Annotated in this window: 17 protein-coding genes; 5 read left to right on the forward strand and 12 right to left on the reverse strand. The window is 70.5% G+C overall.

What is annotated here, in order from left to right; all coding sequences use genetic code 11:
- Nucleotides 1-10: 10 nt before the first annotated feature.
- From arc to QQA02_RS08540, 3 genes are read right to left on the reverse strand one after another with little or no spacing between them, the layout of a single operon-like run.
- Nucleotides 11-1,636, reverse strand: coding sequence for a proteasome ATPase (gene arc, locus QQA02_RS08530; RefSeq protein WP_284864121.1), 1,626 nt, complete (start codon nucleotides 1,634-1,636; stop codon nucleotides 11-13).
- A gap of 21 nt (nucleotides 1,637-1,657) precedes the next feature.
- Nucleotides 1,658-2,494, reverse strand: a complete 837-nt coding sequence (locus QQA02_RS08535; RefSeq protein WP_284774628.1) for a tRNA (adenine-N1)-methyltransferase — start codon at nucleotides 2,492-2,494, stop codon at nucleotides 1,658-1,660.
- Between the two features lie 9 nt (nucleotides 2,495-2,503).
- Nucleotides 2,504-3,751 (reverse strand): M18 family aminopeptidase, encoded by a 1,248-nt coding sequence (locus tag QQA02_RS08540; RefSeq protein WP_284864122.1) that lies wholly within the window; start codon nucleotides 3,749-3,751, stop codon nucleotides 2,504-2,506.
- Nucleotides 3,752-3,805: 54 nt separating this feature from the next.
- Between QQA02_RS08540 and QQA02_RS08545 the strand changes: the two genes are divergently transcribed.
- The 3 genes from QQA02_RS08545 to QQA02_RS08555 all read left to right on the forward strand — a co-directional run bounded on the left by QQA02_RS08545 (nucleotide 3,806) and on the right by QQA02_RS08555 (nucleotide 6,067).
- Entirely contained in the window at nucleotides 3,806-4,666 is an 861-nt protein-coding gene (locus QQA02_RS08545) for a RecB family exonuclease (protein ID WP_284774633.1), read from the forward strand.
- A gap of 136 nt (nucleotides 4,667-4,802) precedes the next feature.
- Nucleotides 4,803-5,873 (forward strand): DUF6114 domain-containing protein, encoded by a 1,071-nt coding sequence (locus tag QQA02_RS08550; RefSeq protein WP_284864123.1) that lies wholly within the window; start codon nucleotides 4,803-4,805, stop codon nucleotides 5,871-5,873.
- Between the two features lie 8 nt (nucleotides 5,874-5,881).
- Entirely contained in the window at nucleotides 5,882-6,067 is a 186-nt protein-coding gene (locus QQA02_RS08555; protein WP_284774639.1) for a hypothetical protein, read from the forward strand.
- Nucleotides 6,068-6,070: 3 nt separating this feature from the next.
- Here the strand turns inward: QQA02_RS08555 and QQA02_RS08560 are convergent, their stop codons facing one another.
- A complete protein-coding gene (locus tag QQA02_RS08560) occupies nucleotides 6,071-7,729 on the reverse strand; it encodes a formate--tetrahydrofolate ligase (protein ID WP_284774642.1) in 1,659 nt (552 codons plus the stop codon).
- Between QQA02_RS08560 and QQA02_RS08565 the strand changes: the two genes are divergently transcribed.
- Together QQA02_RS08565 and QQA02_RS08570 are read left to right on the forward strand one after the other, a co-directional pair.
- On the forward strand, nucleotides 7,728-8,165 hold the full coding sequence (locus tag QQA02_RS08565; protein WP_502870987.1) for a YidH family protein: 438 nt from the start codon (nucleotides 7,728-7,730) through the stop codon (nucleotides 8,163-8,165). The two genes, QQA02_RS08560 and QQA02_RS08565, sit on opposite strands and share 2 nt — an antisense overlap.
- Entirely contained in the window at nucleotides 8,162-8,494 is a 333-nt protein-coding gene (locus QQA02_RS08570) for a DUF202 domain-containing protein (protein WP_284774644.1), read from the forward strand. Before QQA02_RS08565 ends, QQA02_RS08570 begins: the two co-directional genes overlap by 4 nt.
- Nucleotides 8,495-8,570: 76 nt before the next feature.
- Here the strand turns inward: QQA02_RS08570 and QQA02_RS08575 are convergent, their stop codons facing one another.
- The 8 genes from QQA02_RS08575 to QQA02_RS08610 form a co-directional block, all read right to left on the reverse strand.
- Nucleotides 8,571-9,878, reverse strand: coding sequence for an anaerobic C4-dicarboxylate transporter (locus QQA02_RS08575; protein WP_284864124.1), 1,308 nt, complete (start codon nucleotides 9,876-9,878; stop codon nucleotides 8,571-8,573).
- 158 nt (nucleotides 9,879-10,036) lie between these two features.
- Nucleotides 10,037-11,488, reverse strand: coding sequence for an aspartate ammonia-lyase (gene aspA / locus QQA02_RS08580; protein ID WP_284864125.1), 1,452 nt, complete (start codon nucleotides 11,486-11,488; stop codon nucleotides 10,037-10,039).
- A 299-nt stretch (nucleotides 11,489-11,787) separates the two neighbouring features.
- On the reverse strand, nucleotides 11,788-12,633 hold the full coding sequence (gene hisG, locus QQA02_RS08585) for an ATP phosphoribosyltransferase (protein ID WP_284774651.1): 846 nt from the start codon (nucleotides 12,631-12,633) through the stop codon (nucleotides 11,788-11,790).
- 54 nt (nucleotides 12,634-12,687) lie between these two features.
- Complete coding sequence (locus tag QQA02_RS08590) at nucleotides 12,688-12,951, reverse strand: phosphoribosyl-ATP diphosphatase (RefSeq protein WP_284774653.1); 264 nt, start codon at nucleotides 12,949-12,951, stop codon at nucleotides 12,688-12,690.
- A gap of 24 nt (nucleotides 12,952-12,975) precedes the next feature.
- The gene (locus QQA02_RS08595; RefSeq protein WP_284864126.1) at nucleotides 12,976-13,683 is read right to left on the reverse strand and encodes an HAD family hydrolase; all 708 of its coding nucleotides are present in this window, start codon (nucleotides 13,681-13,683) and stop codon (nucleotides 12,976-12,978) included.
- Nucleotides 13,684-13,743: 60 nt separating this feature from the next.
- A complete protein-coding gene (locus QQA02_RS08600) occupies nucleotides 13,744-14,124 on the reverse strand; it encodes a hypothetical protein (RefSeq protein ID WP_284774655.1) in 381 nt (126 codons plus the stop codon).
- A 17-nt stretch (nucleotides 14,125-14,141) separates the two neighbouring features.
- Nucleotides 14,142-15,398 (reverse strand): cysteine--1-D-myo-inosityl 2-amino-2-deoxy-alpha-D-glucopyranoside ligase, encoded by a 1,257-nt coding sequence (gene mshC / locus QQA02_RS08605; RefSeq protein WP_284864127.1) that lies wholly within the window; start codon nucleotides 15,396-15,398, stop codon nucleotides 14,142-14,144.
- A gap of 90 nt (nucleotides 15,399-15,488) precedes the next feature.
- A complete protein-coding gene (locus QQA02_RS08610) occupies nucleotides 15,489-16,316 on the reverse strand; it encodes an undecaprenyl-diphosphate phosphatase (protein ID WP_284774736.1) in 828 nt (275 codons plus the stop codon).
- Nucleotides 16,317-16,382 lie beyond the last annotated feature (66 nt).

Genomic DNA, 16,382 nt, shown 5'->3' on the forward strand with positions numbered 1-16,382 from the left:
CGATCCTAGTTCAGCCGAGCGTGCGCACCTCGACGACGCGGCGGCCCTTCTCGCCGGTGATCCGGCTCCACTCGTCCGGGTTCGAGGTGTTGGGCAGGTCCTCGCTCTCGTGCTCCTCGGCGGCGACCGACAACCGCAGGTGCTGCGCACTCACGCCCGCCGACGCGGCGTCGCCAAGCGCCCCGCCGGCGGCGATGAGGTCCTTGATCGCCAGCTTCTTCGCACGGTCGACGATGTTGGCGATCATCGCGCCGGAGACGAAGTCGTGGTAGCACAGCTGGCGCGTCGAGCCGTCGGAGTACTCGAGCTCGACGTAGGGCCGCGGGGTGAACAGGGCCTCGACGGCGGCGTCGATGAGCTCTTCGGCGGGCGCGGCCATCGGCACGTTACCGCCGAGGTAGCGGGCGAAGATGTCGCGGGCCTGGTCGGGGCCGGGGCGCTCGACGCGGATCTTGACGTCGAGGCGGCCCGGGCGCAGCAGCGCGGGGTCGATGAGCTCCTCGCGGTTGGTCGCGCCGATGACGATGACGTTGCTCAGGCCCTCCACACCGTCGAGCTCGGCGAGCAGCTGCGGCACGACGGTGGTCTCCACGTCCGAGCTGCGGCCCGAGCCGCGGGTGCGGAAGAGCGACTCCATCTCGTCGAAGAAGATGATCACCGGGCGGCCGGCGCCGGCGAGCTCGCGGGCGCGCTCGAAGATCACGCGGATCTGGCGCTCGGTCTCGCCGACGTACTTGTTGAGCAGCTCCGGGCCCTTGACGTTGAGGAAGTAGGACTGCGTGTCCTCGCCGGCACGGCGGGCCAGCGAGTTGGCCACGGCCTTGGCGATGAGCGTCTTGCCGCAGCCGGGCGGGCCGTAGAGCAGCACGCCCTTCGGCGGGCGCAGGTCGTAGGCGCGGTAGAGCTCCGGGTGGGCGAAGGGCAGCTCGACGGCGTCGTGGATCTGCTCGATCTGCTCGTCGAGGCCGCCGATGTCGGCGTAGGTGACGTCCGGGACCTCCTCGAGGGAGAGGCGGGCGACGTCGGCCTTCGGGATGACCTCGAAGGCCCATCCCGAACGGCGGTCGAAGAGCACCGAGTCGCCGGCGCGCGGGGTGCGCGTGCCGGTCTCGATCAGCCGCCCGGCCAGCGCGACGACGCGCTGCTCGCCGGTGCTGTCGGCGACGATGGCGCGCTCGCGGCCGAGCAGCTCGACCAGGGTGCCCAGCTCGCCGGTCTCCGAGAAGCCCGCGGCCTCGATGAGCTGGTGGTTCTGGCCGAGGCGCACACGGATGCCCGGGCGCAGGTCCGCCTGGCAGACCATCGGCGACATGGGCACGCGCAGCCGGCGGCCCGAGGTGACGATCTCGGCGGACTGGCCGTCGTCCGAGCGCTCGAGGAAGATGCCGTAGGTCGACGGCGGCTCGGCCATCGCCTCGATCTGCTGGTAGAGGTTGGCCAGCTTGTCGCGCGAGCTCTTGAGCATCTCGGCGAGCTTGGCGTTGCGCGCGCCGAGGTAGCGGTTGGTGCGGTTGAGCTCCGCGGTCTCGTCGCGCAGCTTCTGCAGCTCGTTGGCGCCCGCGCGCTCGCGCTCCTTTGCGGCGGCGGTGGCGGCCTCACGGCGGCGGTGCTGGTCGAAGGACTCCGGCGAATTCATGGGACCCAGACTAGCTCCGCGTCACCGCCGGGCGCGGCGCTGCGGGTGCGGCGGGGTGACCCCGTCGGCCAGGCGGCGCGCCCAGACCAGGAAGGCGGTGTGGGCGTTCATGCGGTGCTCCGGACGGGTGGCCTTGCCCTCGACGCGCCACTCGCGCAGCAGGGTCTCCCAGGCGCGCGGCTCGGCGAAGCTGCCCGTCTCGCGGATGCCCTCCATCGTGTTCATCAGCTGCGGCACGGTGGTCACGTAGGTCATCAGCACCCCGCCGGGGATGAGCAGGTCGCGCACGGTGCCCAGGAAGTGCCAGGGCTCGACCATGTCGAGCACCACGCGGTCGACCTGCCCGCCGGTGTCCTCGACGGTGACCTCGCCGAGGTCGCCGAGGTGCGGGTGCCAGTTGGCGGGCTCGCCGCCGAAGTAGGCGGCGACGTTCTCGCGGGCGAAGCCGAGGTGGTCCTCGCGGATCTCCCAGGAGTGCACCTCGCCGGACTCCCCCACCGCGCGCAGCAGCGCGATGGTCAGCGCCCCGGAGCCGGCTCCGGCCTCGAGGACGCGCGCCCCCGGGAAGATATCGCCCTCGACGAGGATCTGGGCGGTGTCCTTCGGGTAGACCACGGCCGCGCCGCGCGGCATGGACAGCACGTGGTCGACGTAGAGGTGGCGGAAGCAGAGGTACTCGCTGCCCAGCTGGGAGCGCACCACCGAGCCCTCGTCGAGGCCGATGATGTCGTCGTGGTGGATCTCGCCCTTGTGGGTGAAGAACACCCCGCCCTTTTCGAGGACGATGGTGTGGTGCCGACGCTTCGGGTCGGTCAGCTGGACGCGGTCGCCCGGCTGGAAGGGGCCGGAGTAGGCCATGGGTTCTCCTTAGAGGCGGTAGTAGGCGGTCAGCGCGGTGGCGAGCCCGGCCACGTCGGCCGGGTCGCACAGCTCGCGCGCCGAGTGCATGGACAGCAGCGGCACACCGACGTCGACGGTGGGCACGCCCGTGCGCGTCGCCGAGATCGGCCCGATGGTCGAGCCGCAGGGCACGGCATTGTTGCCGACGAAGTCCTGACCGCGCACCCCGGCGGCGGCCAGCGCGGCGCGCCAGCGGGCCACGGTCACGGCTGTCGAGGAGTAGCGCTGGTTGGCGTTGATCTTGGTCACCGGGCCGCGCCCGAGGATCGGCTGGTGGCCGGGATCGTGCTTCTCCGGGTAGTTCGGGTGCACCGAGTGTGCGGCGTCGGCCGAGACGCAGAAGGAGCGCTCGAGCATCGCGGCACGGGCGTCCTCGTCGGCGCCCAGCGCCCGGGCGGTGCGCCCGAGGACGCGGGTGAGCAAGGGACCTCCGGCGCCCGTCGGCGAGGCGGAGCCGACCTCCTCGTGGTCGAAGGCGGTGAAGACGAGGACGTCGCGGCCCTCGGGCACCTCACGGGAGGCGGCCGTGATGGCCTCCAGTCCGGCCCACACGCTGGTCAGGTTGTCCAGGCGCCCGGCGGCGAGCACCCCGCCGAGCTCGGCGGGTCCCTGGGCGTCCACGGTGATCAGGTCGGCGGCGACGATGTCGCCGACGCCGACCCCCGCGGCGTCGGCAAGCACGTCCTTGAACGGCCGGCCCGTGCCCTCGGGACCGAGCACCGGCTGGACGTGGCGCTGGCGGTCCGGCTCGAAGTCGTTGGAGCGGTGGAGGTGGATGGCCAGGTGCGGGATGCGCGCGACCGCGCCGGTGCGCACGAGCGCCGTCGAACCGTCGCGCAGCGCCAGGCGGCCGGCGAGCTCGAGGTCGCGGTCGAACCAGGACGGGATGATCGGCCCGCCGTAGACCTCGACGGCCAGCTGGCGCCAGCCGGCGGCGGTGAACTCGGCGTTCGGCTTGAGCACGAAGCCCGGCGAGTCGTTGTGCGCGCCGACGACACGGAAGGCCGACGCCTGCGAGGCGGAGGCCGGCACCCACCAGGCCACGGCGGCCCCGCCGGAGACGAGCACGTGGCCGCCCGGCGTGGCGTCCCAGGCCGCGCCGGGGTCCTGGCGGGTAAAGCCCGCTGCCTCGAGGCGGGAGGCGACCTCGGCGGCGGCGTGGAAGGAGCTCGGCGTGGCGCGGAGGAAGTCGATGAAGTCAGCTGCTTCGGGCATGCCCCAAGTCAACCACGCCGGCGTCGCGGCGCGCCGATAGGCTTGGGGGTGATCATGACTGCCACCGATGAACCCCTGCCCGGAATACCCGCCCACCACTCGACCGGGAAGGCGCGCCCGCTGGCGCTGTCGCCCTCGCGCGCCGGGGACTACCGGCAGTGCCCGCTGCTCTACCGCTTCCGCAGCATCGACAAGCTCTACGAGCCCTCCACCGTCGCCCAGGTCAAGGGCACCCTGGTGCACGCGGTGCTCGAGCAGATGCACTCCTGGCCGCGCGAGGATCGCACCCTGCCGCCGGCGGTCAAGCGGCTCAAGCCGACGTGGGCGGAGATGTGCGAGAAGGACCCGCAGCTCGACGAGCTCGTGCCCGAGCAGGACATGCTCGGCTTCCTGGTCGAGTGCCGCGAGTTGCTCAAGGGGTACTTCCGGATGGAGAACCCGCAGGGCTTCGACGCGGACTCCACCGAGCGCTACGTACACATGGTGCTGCCCAACGGGGTGCCCGTGCGCGGGTTCATCGACCGCGTCGACGTCGCGCCGACCGGCGAGGTGCGCGTGGTCGACTACAAGACGGGCAAGAAGCCCTCGCGGCGCTTCTCCGAGCAGGCGTTCTTCCAGATGCGCTTCTACGCGCTGGTCTACTGGCGCCTCTTCGGGCGCATCCCCGACCAGCTGCGGCTGATGTACCTCAAGGTCGTCGACTCGCTGTACCTTACGCCCTCGCCGCAGGAGCTGGAGTACTTCGAACGCGACCTGGGTCGGCTGTGGGCCAGTGTGGTGGCCGACGGCGAGGCCGGGACGTTCCGGCCGCAGACCTCGAAGCTGTGCGGGTGGTGCTCCTTCCAGGACATCTGCCCCGCCTTTGGCGGCACCCCGCCGGAGTACCCGGGGTGGCCGGGCGCGGCGGAGAGCTGAGGCCGCGGCCCGGCCGGATCCGGCGGCATCGCCGCCGAGAAGCTGCTGGCCAAGGACCAGACCATCCACGCCTCGTCCATCGCCGCCGACCAGCTGACCGCCGCCGGCGCGAAGATCATCATCGAGGAGGCGAACGGTGGCCGATGCTAGGCGGACCCGCACCGGGCGGCTGATCCGGGAGGAGAAGCCGGCGGCTCGGGCTGAAGAGGCTGAGCCGGAGTCGGGCCTCGAGGAGGCCAACCGCGGCTTCGGCGCATGGCGCCGGCAGCGCCCGTTCACCGCGGGGCTGCTGATGATCCTCGCCGGGGTGGTCATCATGGTCCCGGCCTACCTCTCCTTCGAGGTCTCCAACATCCAGGTGCAGATCTCCTCGATGTCGGGGGTGTCCACCCTGGTCATCGGCGCGCTGCTGATCATCTGCGGGCTGATGACCTGGTTCCGCGGTGACGGTCGCATCCTGACCGGCGTCACCGCGCTGATCCTCGGCGTGGTCGCTTTGCCGGCCTCGAACTTCGGCGGGTTCATCCTGGGCACCCTGCTGGCGATCGTCGGCGGCGCGATGACGCTGTCCTGGAGCCCCGGCGAGCGCCCCTCGAAGCGCGGCGCGGGTGCCGGGACCGGGGCGGGCGCCGCGGCGGTCGCGGCCGTCGGACTCGTCGCGGGCTCACCCTCCCCCGCCGCACGGGCGCAGCTGCCGGCGATTCCAGAGGTGCCGGAGGTGCCGGAGGTTTTGGAGATCCCCGCGCCGCAAATCCCGGCCGTCCCCGCGCCCGAGCTGCCCGCTCCGCCGGAGGTGCCCTCCGACATCCGGGAGCTCGTGCCCGAGGTCCCCGAGATCCCCGGTGTGCCGGCCCCGCACGCGCCCGCCCCCGAGATCCCGGGTCTGGACACCGCCCCGCCGGAGCCGATCGCCGGCATGCCCCCGCTGCCGGGCACCACCTACACGGTGCGCTCGGACTCGACGCGGCTCTTAGGCGACGTCAAGCTCTCCTACGTCACCGTGGACACCGTGCAGGGCCCGCGCCCGGCGATCCGCATCGACGCCGACCGCGTCGTGCTGGACAACCTCAACGTCCGCTTCCCCGCCCAGACGGCCGGCACCACCGCCGTGTGGCAGCGCACCGGCCCCGGCCAGATCACCACGCTCAACGGCGACTTCCACATCATCGTCGCCAGCCTCGAGGTCACCCCGCAGCTGGCGGGGTGACCTCTCCGGTGCCGATCCACATCGACGCCTCCTGGGCGCCGGAGGACGTCGGCCGCGAGCTGAAGAAGATCGGCGCGGGCCTGCCGGACGCCGTCAGTGAGCAGCAGGTCATGCTCAACAACACGATGGAGACCTGCTACATCACCTCCGGCGACCTGCGCGGAGCGCCGGGCACGACGATCAGGCCCGAGTAGGCCCTAGAACAGGCCGGTGATGCGGCCGTCGGCGTCGATGTCGATGTTCTCGGCGGCCGGCTTCTTCGGCAGGCCCGGCATCGTCATCACGTCGCCGGTCAGGGCGACGACGAACCCGGCGCCGGTGCGCGGCACGAGCTCGCGCACGTGCAGGACGTGGTTGTCCGGCGCGCCGAGGGCGTGCGGGTCGTCCGAGAAGGAGTACTGCGTCTTCGAGATGCACACCGGCAGCTTGTCCCAGCCGTTGGCCTTGAGCGTGGCCAGGTCCTTCTCCGCCTTGCGGGAGTACTCGACGCGCCCGGCGTGGTAGATCAGGAAGGCCACGCGCTCGATGGCGTTCTCGACGCCGTCGGCCGGGTCGTAGATCGGGTGCGAGCCCTCGCCCAGGCTGGCGAGCACCTTCTCGGCGAGCGCCTCGCCGCCGGCGCCGCCCTTGCCCCAGACCTCGGCCTCGGCCATCTCGACGCCGAACTCGCGGGCCCAGTCGAACATCCAGGCCCGCTCGGCCTCGGTGTCCGAGGGGAAGAGGTTGAGCGCGACAACGGGCTCGACGCCGAAGTGACGGATGTTCTCCACGTGGCGCTCGAGATTGACGACGCCGCGCGCCAGCGCGTCGATGTCCTCTGCGTCCAGGTCGGCGCGCTCGACGCCGCCGTTGTACTTGAGCGAACGGATGGTGGCCACGACGACGGTGCCCGCGACGTCGAGGTCGCCGGCGCGGGACTTGATGTCGAAGAACTTCTCGGCGCCCAGGTCCGAGCCGAAGCCGGCCTCGGTGCACACGATGTCGGCGCAGTCGAGGGCGGCGCGGGTGGCGGCCAGGGTGTTGCAGCCGTGGGCGATGTTGGCGAAGGGACCGCCGTGCACGAAGGCCGGGGTGCCGCCGAGGGTCTGCACCAGGTTGGGCAGCACGGCGTCCTTGAGCAGCACGGTCAGCGCGCCGGCCGCACCGAGGTCGCCGGCGGTGACCGGCGCGCCGTCGTAGGTGTAGCCGACGGTGATCGCGGCGAGGCGCTCCTTGAGGTCCGCCAGGCCGTCGGCCAGGCCGATCACGGCCATGATCTCGCTGGCCGCGGTGATGGTGAAGCTGGTCTCGGCGGGCACGCCGTGGGCGCGGCCGCCCAGGCCGGTGACCACGCCGCGCAGGGTGCGGTCGTTGACGTCGATGCAGCGCTGCCAGGTGACCTGGCGCGGGTCGATGTTGAGGCGGTTGCCCTGGTGGATGTGGTTGTCCACCAGCGCGGCCAGGGTGTTGGTGGCCGCGGAGATGGCGTGGAAGTCGCCGGTGAAGTGCAGGTTGATGTCCGCCATCGGAACGATCTGCGAGTAGCCGCCGCCGCAGGCGCCGCCCTTGATGCCCATCACGGGGCCCTGGGAAGGCTCGCGCAGGGCCGCCGCCGCGCGGTGGCCGAGGCGGGCCAGGGCGTCGGTCAGGCCGATCAGCACGGTCGACTTACCCTCGCCGGCCGGGGTCGGCGAGATGCCGGTGACCAGCACGAGCTTGCCCTTCTTGCCGCGGTCCGGGAGCTTGGTGGGGTCCACCTTCGCCTTGTCGGTGCCGTAGGGGTGCAGGGCCTCGGCCGGGATGGCCAGCTTCGCGGCGATGTCCTGGATCGGCTCGAGGGTGTGGTCTTGGGCGATGTCAACGTCGGTGAGTGCCATGTGTGCCAGGTTACTCAACGCACCCGGGGCTACCATTGTCGGTGTGACCGATCAGGACTCCAGTAACGGAACTCACACCCGCTCGTGGCTGGCTCGCGTGGCGCTCCCCCACGGCGACGAGCCGGACCCCCGCTTCACGCTGGCCAACGAGCGCACCTTCCTGGCGTGGACGCGCACCTCGCTGGCCTTCCTGGCCGGCGGCGTGGCCCTGGGCGCCTTCGAGCTCGAGGGCCTGCCGCGCGAGGTGCGCGTGGCCCTGGCCGTCTTCGTCATCGCCGTGGGACTCGTCATCTCGCTGGGCGCGGCCGTGCGCTGGCTGCGCGTGGAGCGCGCCATGCGCGAGCACCGTCCCCTGCCGGTGCCGGCGATCGTGCCCGTGCTCTCGGCGGCGGCGGTGATCGCCTGCGCCGTGGCCGCCGGGGTGTTCCTCGCGTGAGCGGCGCCCCCGCGGTCCACGGCGACCCCGGCCTGCAGCCGGAGCGCACGAGCCTGTCCTGGTCGCGCACCGTGCTCGCGATGCTGACGGCCTCCGCGGTGCTCCTGCGCTGGATACCGCTCTACGGCCCGGCGGTCTTCGCGCTCTACGCCGTGCTGCTGACGGTGGCCGGCACGATCCTGGCCCGGCAGCGCTCCCGCTACCGGCGCGAGGCGACGGGGCTCGCCGCCGGGCGGGTCTCGGCCAACGTCGGCGGTGTGGCGCTGATGGCGCTGGCGATGGGCGTGCTCGGCGTCGGCGGCATCGTGCTCGTGCTCGTCGACGCGTGAGGCGCGCGGTCCGGGACACGGCAACGGGCCCCGACCGGGAAAGGTCGGGGCCCGTTGAGCCTGAGGCGGTGGAGTCCTAGATGAGGACCGAGCCGAAGGCGTAGCAGAGCAGCACCGAGACGATGATCTGCAGGGTGCCCGGCACCAGGAACGGGTGGTTGAAGACCCACTTGCCGATCTGGGTGGAGCCGGTGTCGTCCATCTCGACCGCGGCGAGCAGCGTCGGGTAGGTCGGGAGGATGAACAGGGCGGAGACGGCCGGGAACGCGGCGACGGCGGTCAGCGGGCTGACGCCGATGGCCAGGGCGGCCGGCATGAGGGCCTTCGCCGTGGCGGCCTGCGAGTACAGCAGGGCGGCGGCGAAGAACATGACCACGGCCAGCAGCCACGGAGCAGTCTCGAGCACGTCACCGGCGAAGGCCTCGATCGACTCGATGTTGTCGTTGATGATCGTGGTGCCCAGCCAGGCGACGCCGAGGACACAGACACAGGCCGACATGCCGGAGCGGAAGACCTGGGTGCCCAGGATCTCGCCGGCCGGGATCTTGGTGACCACGACGATTACGGTGGCGGCCAGTAGCATGATGGACATGATCGCCTCGTTGCGCGGCAGCGTCGGGTCCGAGATCAGGCCGACGTTGTCCGAGGTGATGGTGGCCCAGATGACCACGAGCAGGATGGCGATCAGGAAGGTCGCCACGGAGATCTTGCCCGAGCGGGTCGGCTTGTAGTCGGAGGTGACGGCAGGCGGGGAGACCAGGCCGCGCTCGAGGCGGTCCAGGTAGACCGGGTCCTGCTCCAGCGGCTTGCCCAGCTTGTTGGCCAGGATGGCCGTCGGGAAGATCGCCAGGAAGGTCGCCGGGATCAGCACGGCCAGCAGGGACAGGTAGCCCACGCCGAGCGGCTCCAGGATGGAGGCCATGAAGACCACGGCCGCGGAGATCGGCGAGGCGACGATGGCCATCTGCGAGGCCGGGACGGCCACGGACAGCGGACGCGAGGGGCGGATCTTGCCCTCCTTGGCCACCTCGACGATGACCGGGAGGGTGGAGAACGCGGTGTGCCCGGTGCCGGCGCACAGCGTCATCAGGTAGGTGACGATCGGCGCCCAGACGGTGATCTGCTTGGGGTTACGGCGCAGGAACTTCTCGGCCCAGTGGACCAGCAGGTCCAGGCCGCCGGCGCGCTGCATCGCGGAGATGGCCGCGATGACACACATGATGATGCCGATGACGTCGAACGGGATGGCGTCGAACTCCACCGGAACGCCGGTCAGGCCGAGCAGCAGCACACCTGCGCCGCCGGCGAAGCCGATCGCGATGGATCCGAGCCGGGCGCCGAGCACGATGGCGCCGAGGACAATGAGGATCTGAAGGATGATCACTTGCGGTTACTTTCTTGCGGCCCCGGGCGCTTATCGCCCGGGACGGGAGACGGGGACCGCTTCGCCTCGGCGCCGGAGAAACTCATTGCGCAGGCGACAAGCCGCCACCCGGCCAGAGCCGGGGGCGGTGCAGCGGTCACTGGGGATGGTACTTGGACCTAGTCCTCGTCGTAGACCTTGCCCTGGTACTTCGGGTTCATCAGGTTCTCCTTCGAGAGGACCTTGTTCATGGTCTCCTCGTCGATGAGCCCCTTCTCCAGGACCAGTTCACGCACGGAGCGACCGGTCTCGGCGGCCTCCTTGCCCACGACATCGCCGTTGTGGTGGCCGATGAAGGGGTTCAGGTAGGTGATGATGCCGATGGAGTTGTCCACGTAGGCCTGGCAGACGTCCTCGTTGGCGGTGATGCCGGTGACGCACTTCTCACGCAGGGTGTCTGCGGCGTTGGTCAGCGTCAGCAGCGACTCGAACATGGCCTGGCCGATGGCCGGCTCCATGACGTTGAGCTGCAGCTGGCCGGCCTCGGCGGCCCAGGTGACGGTGATGTCGTTGCCGAAGACGCGGAAGCAGACCTGGTTGACGACCTCGGGGATGACCGGGTTGACCTTGGCCGGCATGATCGACGAGCCGGCGGCACGCTCGGGCAGGTTGATCTCGTTGAGGCCGGCGCGCGGGCCCGAGGAGAGCAGACGCAGGTCGTTGCAGATCTTGGAGAGCTTCATGGCGGCGCGCTTGATGGCGCTGTGGGCCAGCACGTAGGCGCCGTTGTCGCTGGTGGCCTCGATGAGGTCCTCGGCGGAGACGACGTTCAGGCCGGTGTTCTCGGCCAGCGCCTTGGTGACCTCCTCGCGGAAGCCCTCCGGGGTGTTCAAGCCGGTGCCGATGGCGGTCGCGCCGAGGTTGACCTCGAGCAGCTTCTCCGCGGCGGTCTCCAGGATGGCGCGCTCCTCGGACAGGTTGATCGCGAACCCGTGGAACTCGGCGCCCAGGGTCATCGGGACGGCGTCCTGCAGCTGGGTGCGGCCCATCTTGAGCACGTGGGCGAACTCCTCGCCCTTGGCGCGGAAGGCGTCGCACAGCTTGTCGTAGGCCTCGATGAGGTTCTGCATCTCGGCGTAGACGCCGAGGCGGAAGCCGGTCGGGTAGGCGTCGTTGGTGGACTGCGCCATATTGACGTCGTCGTTCGGGTTCAGGGCCTCGTAGTCACCCTTCTCCTTGCCCAGGTGCTCGAGGGCCAGGTTGGCGACGACCTCGTTGGTGTTCATGTTCAGCGAGGTGCCGGCGCCGCCCTGGAAGACGTCGATCGGGAACTGATCCATGCAGCGACCCTCGTTGAGGATCTGGTCACAGGCCCAGACGATGGCGTCGGCCTTCTCCTTCGGCAGCACGTGCAGGCGGTGGTTGGCCATGGCGGTGGCCTTCTTCACCTCGACCATGCCGCGGATGAAGGAGGGCACGTCGTTGATGGTCTTGCCGGAGATCTTGTAGTTGTCGATCGCGCGCATCGTGTGGATGCCGTAGTACGCGTCGTTGGGGACCTCCATGGTGCCGAGGAGGTCCTCCTCGACGCGGACGCTGGTGTCCTTGGTTGTGCCGTCAGAAGAAGTCATGTGGAATTCCTTTCTGTATCGCCGCGATTCAGTGCCATCCCGGGCACGTCACCCCCTCGTGTGGGGGGCGCGGCGCTGGCCGGGATGTTGCCTCCCACCATACAGAACTGAAAATTACCTGTTATCCTGCAGTTTTAAGTGCTGATAGGTGTTGCGTATAGGTCGGAATCCAATGAGACGTATGGCGAGCCTAAGAAGTCCAGTTCAACGAACGATTACCCCCGAATGAGGCAGGAGAAAGGTGCGCATGCAGTTGTGAAAAGAATTAACTGCACGCGCCCCGGTGACGCGGGTTGCACTCAGATCCGGGCGATCCGTAGGTCGCTGGCGAGGATCGCCTCGGCGCCGACGGCCTGCAGGCGGTCCATGACGTTGTTGGCCTCCTGGCGCGGGATCATCGCGCGCACGGCCACCCAGTTCTCGCGGGTCAGCGGCGATATCGTCGGGCCGGTCAGCCCCGGGGTGATCTCCGAGGAGGCCTCGAGGTTCTCGCGGGCGATGTTGTAGTCGAGCATGACGTAGTTGTGCGCGTTGAGGATGCCCTGGAAGCGACGCAGGATGACCTGGTGTTCCTCGGTCAGCTCGGCGTCGGCGCGGGCGACCACGACGGCCTCGGAGTCGCAGAGCACCTCGCCGAAGGGCTCGAGGCCCTGCTTGCGCAGCGTGCGCCCGGTCGAGACGACGTCGGCGATGGCGTCGGCCACGCCGAGGCGGATGGCGATCTCCACCGCGCCGTCGAGCCGGATGACCTCGGCGGTGAGCCCGCGCTCGGCCAGGTCGGCGCGCACGAGGTTCGGGTACGAGGTCGCGATGCGCTTGCCGTCGAGTTTCTCGGGGGTCCAGTCCTCCCCCGCCGGGGCGGCGTAGCGGAAGGTGGAGTTGCCGAAGCCGAGCGACATGACCTCACGGACGTCGGCGCGCGAGTCGCGGGCCAGGTCTCGGCCGGTGATGCCCAGGTCGAGGTGACCGGCGGCGACGTAGATGGCGATGTCCTTGGGGCGCAGGAAGAAAAACTCCACCCCGTTGTCCTTGTCGACGACGTTGAGGGCCTTGGTGTCGCCGCGGCCGGAGTAGCCGGCCTCCTTGAGGATGCTGCTGGCAACCTCGGAGAGCGAGCCCTTGTTGGGGATGGCGATCTTGAGCATGACGGTTTCAGTGACTCCTGGGGGTTGGTGCGTGGGGCGGGGTCGGCGTGCGGCTCAGAGGTAGCGGTAGATGTCCTCGGGCTTGAGCCCGCGGGCCACCATGATCACCTGCGACCAGTAGACGAGCTGGGAGATCTCTTCCGCCAGCTCCTCGTCGGACTGGTACTCGGCGGCCAGCCAGACCTCGCCGGCTTCCTCGTTGACCTTCTTGCCCAGGAAATGCATCCCCTTGTCGAGGGCCTCCACGGTCCCCGAGCCCTCCGGGCGGTTCTTGGCACGGTCAGCGAGTTCAGCAAACAGAGAGTCGAAGTTCTTCACGGCTTCATTATGGCACGCGCCGCGCTACACCCCCGACAGTCGGTCGAACCACACCCCCACCCGGTGGGCGTCGACCCCCACAAAACTGCGCTCGCCGTTGAGCTCGCCGAGGTCCGCCGCCCCCGGCTGCGGGGCCTGCCCCGGGACCTCCGGCAGCCCGATGACCACGCAGCCGGCCTCGAGCGCGCCGGACATCCCGGCGAGCGAATCCTCGAAGACGACGCAGTCCGCGGGGCTGACACCCGTGCGCCGGGCGGCCTCGAGGAACATGTCGGGGGCCGGCTTGTAGCGGGCGACCTGGTCGCCGGTGACGGCGTCGGCGAAGAAGTCCCGGCCCACCGCGTCGATGGCGATGTCGGCGAGCGGACGCACGGTGTTCGTGGTGACCACGGCGGGCACCCCCGCAGACCCCAGATCACCGAGCAGGTCGCGCACGCCGGGCTTCGGCTCGAGTCGCTCGCGGAAGAGGTCGGCCACGCGGGCGAACATCTCCTCGCGCAGCCGGTCGGCGGTCGCCTCGTCGACGGTGACCCCGGCGTGCTCGGCGCAGATGCGCAGCGTGTTCGGGAAGGACCCGCCGATGGTCGCCTGCCGCAGCTCGGGGGTGAGCCGGCGGCCCAGCTTCTCGCTGAGCTCGAAGGTGGCTATCCCCCACAGCGGCTCCGAGTCCACCATGGTGCCGTCCATGTCGAAGAAGACCGCCGCGGGCGTACGCCCCGAAGAAGCCGCCATGAGTCTAAGTGCCACCTTTCCGCAGGATGTGTCCGGAAGGGGCAGCCTACCAGGCGGGACTCACTCGAGGACGGGCAGCGCCGCGAGCGTCTCGTCGGTCGCGCCGGTGGTGGCGGCGGCGTCGGTGATCAGCTCGTTGAGCTCGTCGAACTCCTCGGGCTCGAGCACGGCGTCGGCGTGCTTGGAGTTGAACTGGGTCAGCTCCTCGAGGGTGCGGGCGACCACGGGTTCGAGCAGGTCGGCCTCGGGGTCGTCGGGCACCCGGTCCAGGCGGTCGAGGAAGTCCTCGAGGATCCCGCGCAGCTCGCCGAGCGCGGAGGCGTCGTAGGGCGCCTCCCAGCTGTCCGTCTCACCCTCGCGCAGGTAGGCGCCGGTGGCGAAGGTCTCCAGGTCACTGATGTACTCGTCGATGCGGGGCTGGAAGTCAGCGCGGATGCTCATGGCGCCATTGTCACCGATTACGCCCAGACGTGCACGCCGAGCAGGGCGTGCACGGCCTCGGCGACCGTCTCCCCCGCCGCGCCGCGCGGGGCACCGTCGTGCTTGACGACGTCGCGTGCCCACCCGTCCAGCGCCGCGAGCGCGCCCGGGGTGTCCAGGTCGTCGGAGAGGCGCTCGCGCAGCTCCGCGACGACTGCCTCGGCGGCCTCCGGGTCCTGGGCGGCGTCCGCGGCGGCGCGCCAGGCGGCCAGGCGCTCCTCGGCCTCGGCCAGCACGGCGTCGGACCAGTCGCGGTCCTGGCGGTAGTGGCCGGCGAAGACGCCGAGGCGGATGGCCGAGGGCTCGTGGCCGGCGGCGACGAGGTCGGCGACGAAGACGAGGTTGCCCAGGGACTTCGACATCTTGGTGCCGTCGAGGGCGATCATGCCGCAGTGCACGTAGTGGCCGGCCATGCGCGCGACGTCGAGACCCGCCTCCGCGTGGGCGGCGGAGTACTCGTGGTGCGGGAAGGCCAGGTCGCTGCCGCCGCCCTGGATGGCGAAGCTGGAGCCGAGCCGGTCGGTGGCGATCGCCGAGCACTCGACGTGCCAGCCGGGTCGGCCCGGGCCGAAGGGCGAGTCCCAGGCGGGCTCGCCCTCGCGGTGGGCGCGCCAGATCAGGGCGTCGAGCGGGTCGCGCTTGCCCGGGCGGTCCGGGTCGCCGCCGCGCTCGGCGAAGGCGGCGGTCATCTCCTCGTGGGTGTAGTTGGACTCGTAGCCGAAGTTCTCGGTGGCGTCGACGCGTGCGTAGACGTCCGGGTGCTCCGGGTCGTCGACGACGTAGGCCGCCCCCTTGTCCAGCAGCTTCTGCACGAGCACGACGATCTCGTCGACGGCCTCCATCGCGCCGATGAAGTCCTGCGGCGGGAAGACCTCGAGGGCGGTCATGTCGCCGCGGAACTTGTCGATCTGCCCGTCGCCGAGCTCGCGCCAGTCCACGCCGTCGCGCAAGGCGCGCTCGAAGAGCGGGTCGTCAACGTCGGTGACGTTCTGGACGTAGCGGACCTCGTGGCCGTTGTCGAGCAGCACCCGGTGGGCCAGGTCGAAGGCGAGGTAGGTCGCCGCGTGGCCGAGGTGGGTCGAGTCGTAGGGGGTGATGCCGCAGACGTAGAGGCCGACCGGGCCGGACGCCGGGATCTCGACGGGCTTGACCGCCTGGTCGGCGGTGTCGAAGAGCTTCAGCGGCACGGCGGTGCCGGCGGCGCGGGTGAGTTCGGGGCGGGGCCAGGATTGCATGGTCCACACTCTAACCGTCCGCCGCGACGCGGCGGCGGACAGGCGGGCCCACCCGGGCCGGGGCCCGCCCGAAACGGCCTGGACCGGTTTCTAGACCGGCTGGAGGACGCCGGTGGCCAGCAGCAGCATGACGATCAGGCCGGCGGGGATGCGGTAGGCGGCGAACCAGGCGAAGGAGTGGTTGGAGACGAACTTCAGCAGCCACGCGATGCAGACGTAGCCGAGCGCGAAGCAGATGACGGTGCCGACGGCCAGCTGCGTGCCGGTGGCGGCCTGGCCGGCCTGCGGATCGAAGGCGTCCGGCAGCGAGAACAGTCCGGAGGCGAGGACAGCGGGGACGGCCAGCAGGAAGGAGAACCGGGTGGCCACCTCGCGGTCGAGGCCCAGGAAGAGGCCGCCGGAGATGGTGCCGCCGGAGCGCGAGACGCCCGGGATCAGCGAAAGGCACTGCCACAGACCCATCACGACCGCGTCCTTCATGGTCAGCTCGTCGAAGCCGCGGGTCTTCCTGCCCTGGCGCTCGGCGAGGATGAACACGAAGGAGAAGAGCACGAGCACGGTGGCGGTGATCCACAGGTTGCGCAGGTTCTCGCGGATGATGTCCTTGCCCAGGAAGCCGATGAGGCCGACCGGGATGGTGCCGGCGACGACCATCCAGCCCATGCGGTAGTCCAGGCCGCGGGCCCCACGGTCGCGCAGGCCGCGGAACCAGCCGGTGAGGATGCGCCAGATGTCGCGGGCGAAGAAGACCAGCACGGCGGCCTCGGTGCCCAGCTGCACCACGGCGGTGAAGGAGGCGCCGGCGTCCTGGCCCCAGAACAGCTCGGAGACGATGCGCAGGTGGCCGGATGAGCTCACCGGCAGGAACTCCGTGAGTCCCTGCACGATGGAGAGCACGATCACCTGGGCCCAGCTCATGGCCTCCGGGGCGCCGGAGGCGAGCGTCGTCACGTCATTCACGGGCAACACCCTACCCACTAGGGT

Source organism: Corynebacterium sp. MSK006, from assembly GCF_030232385.1.
GTDB classification, from domain to species: Bacteria; Actinomycetota; Actinomycetes; order Mycobacteriales; family Mycobacteriaceae; genus Corynebacterium; species Corynebacterium frankenforstense_A.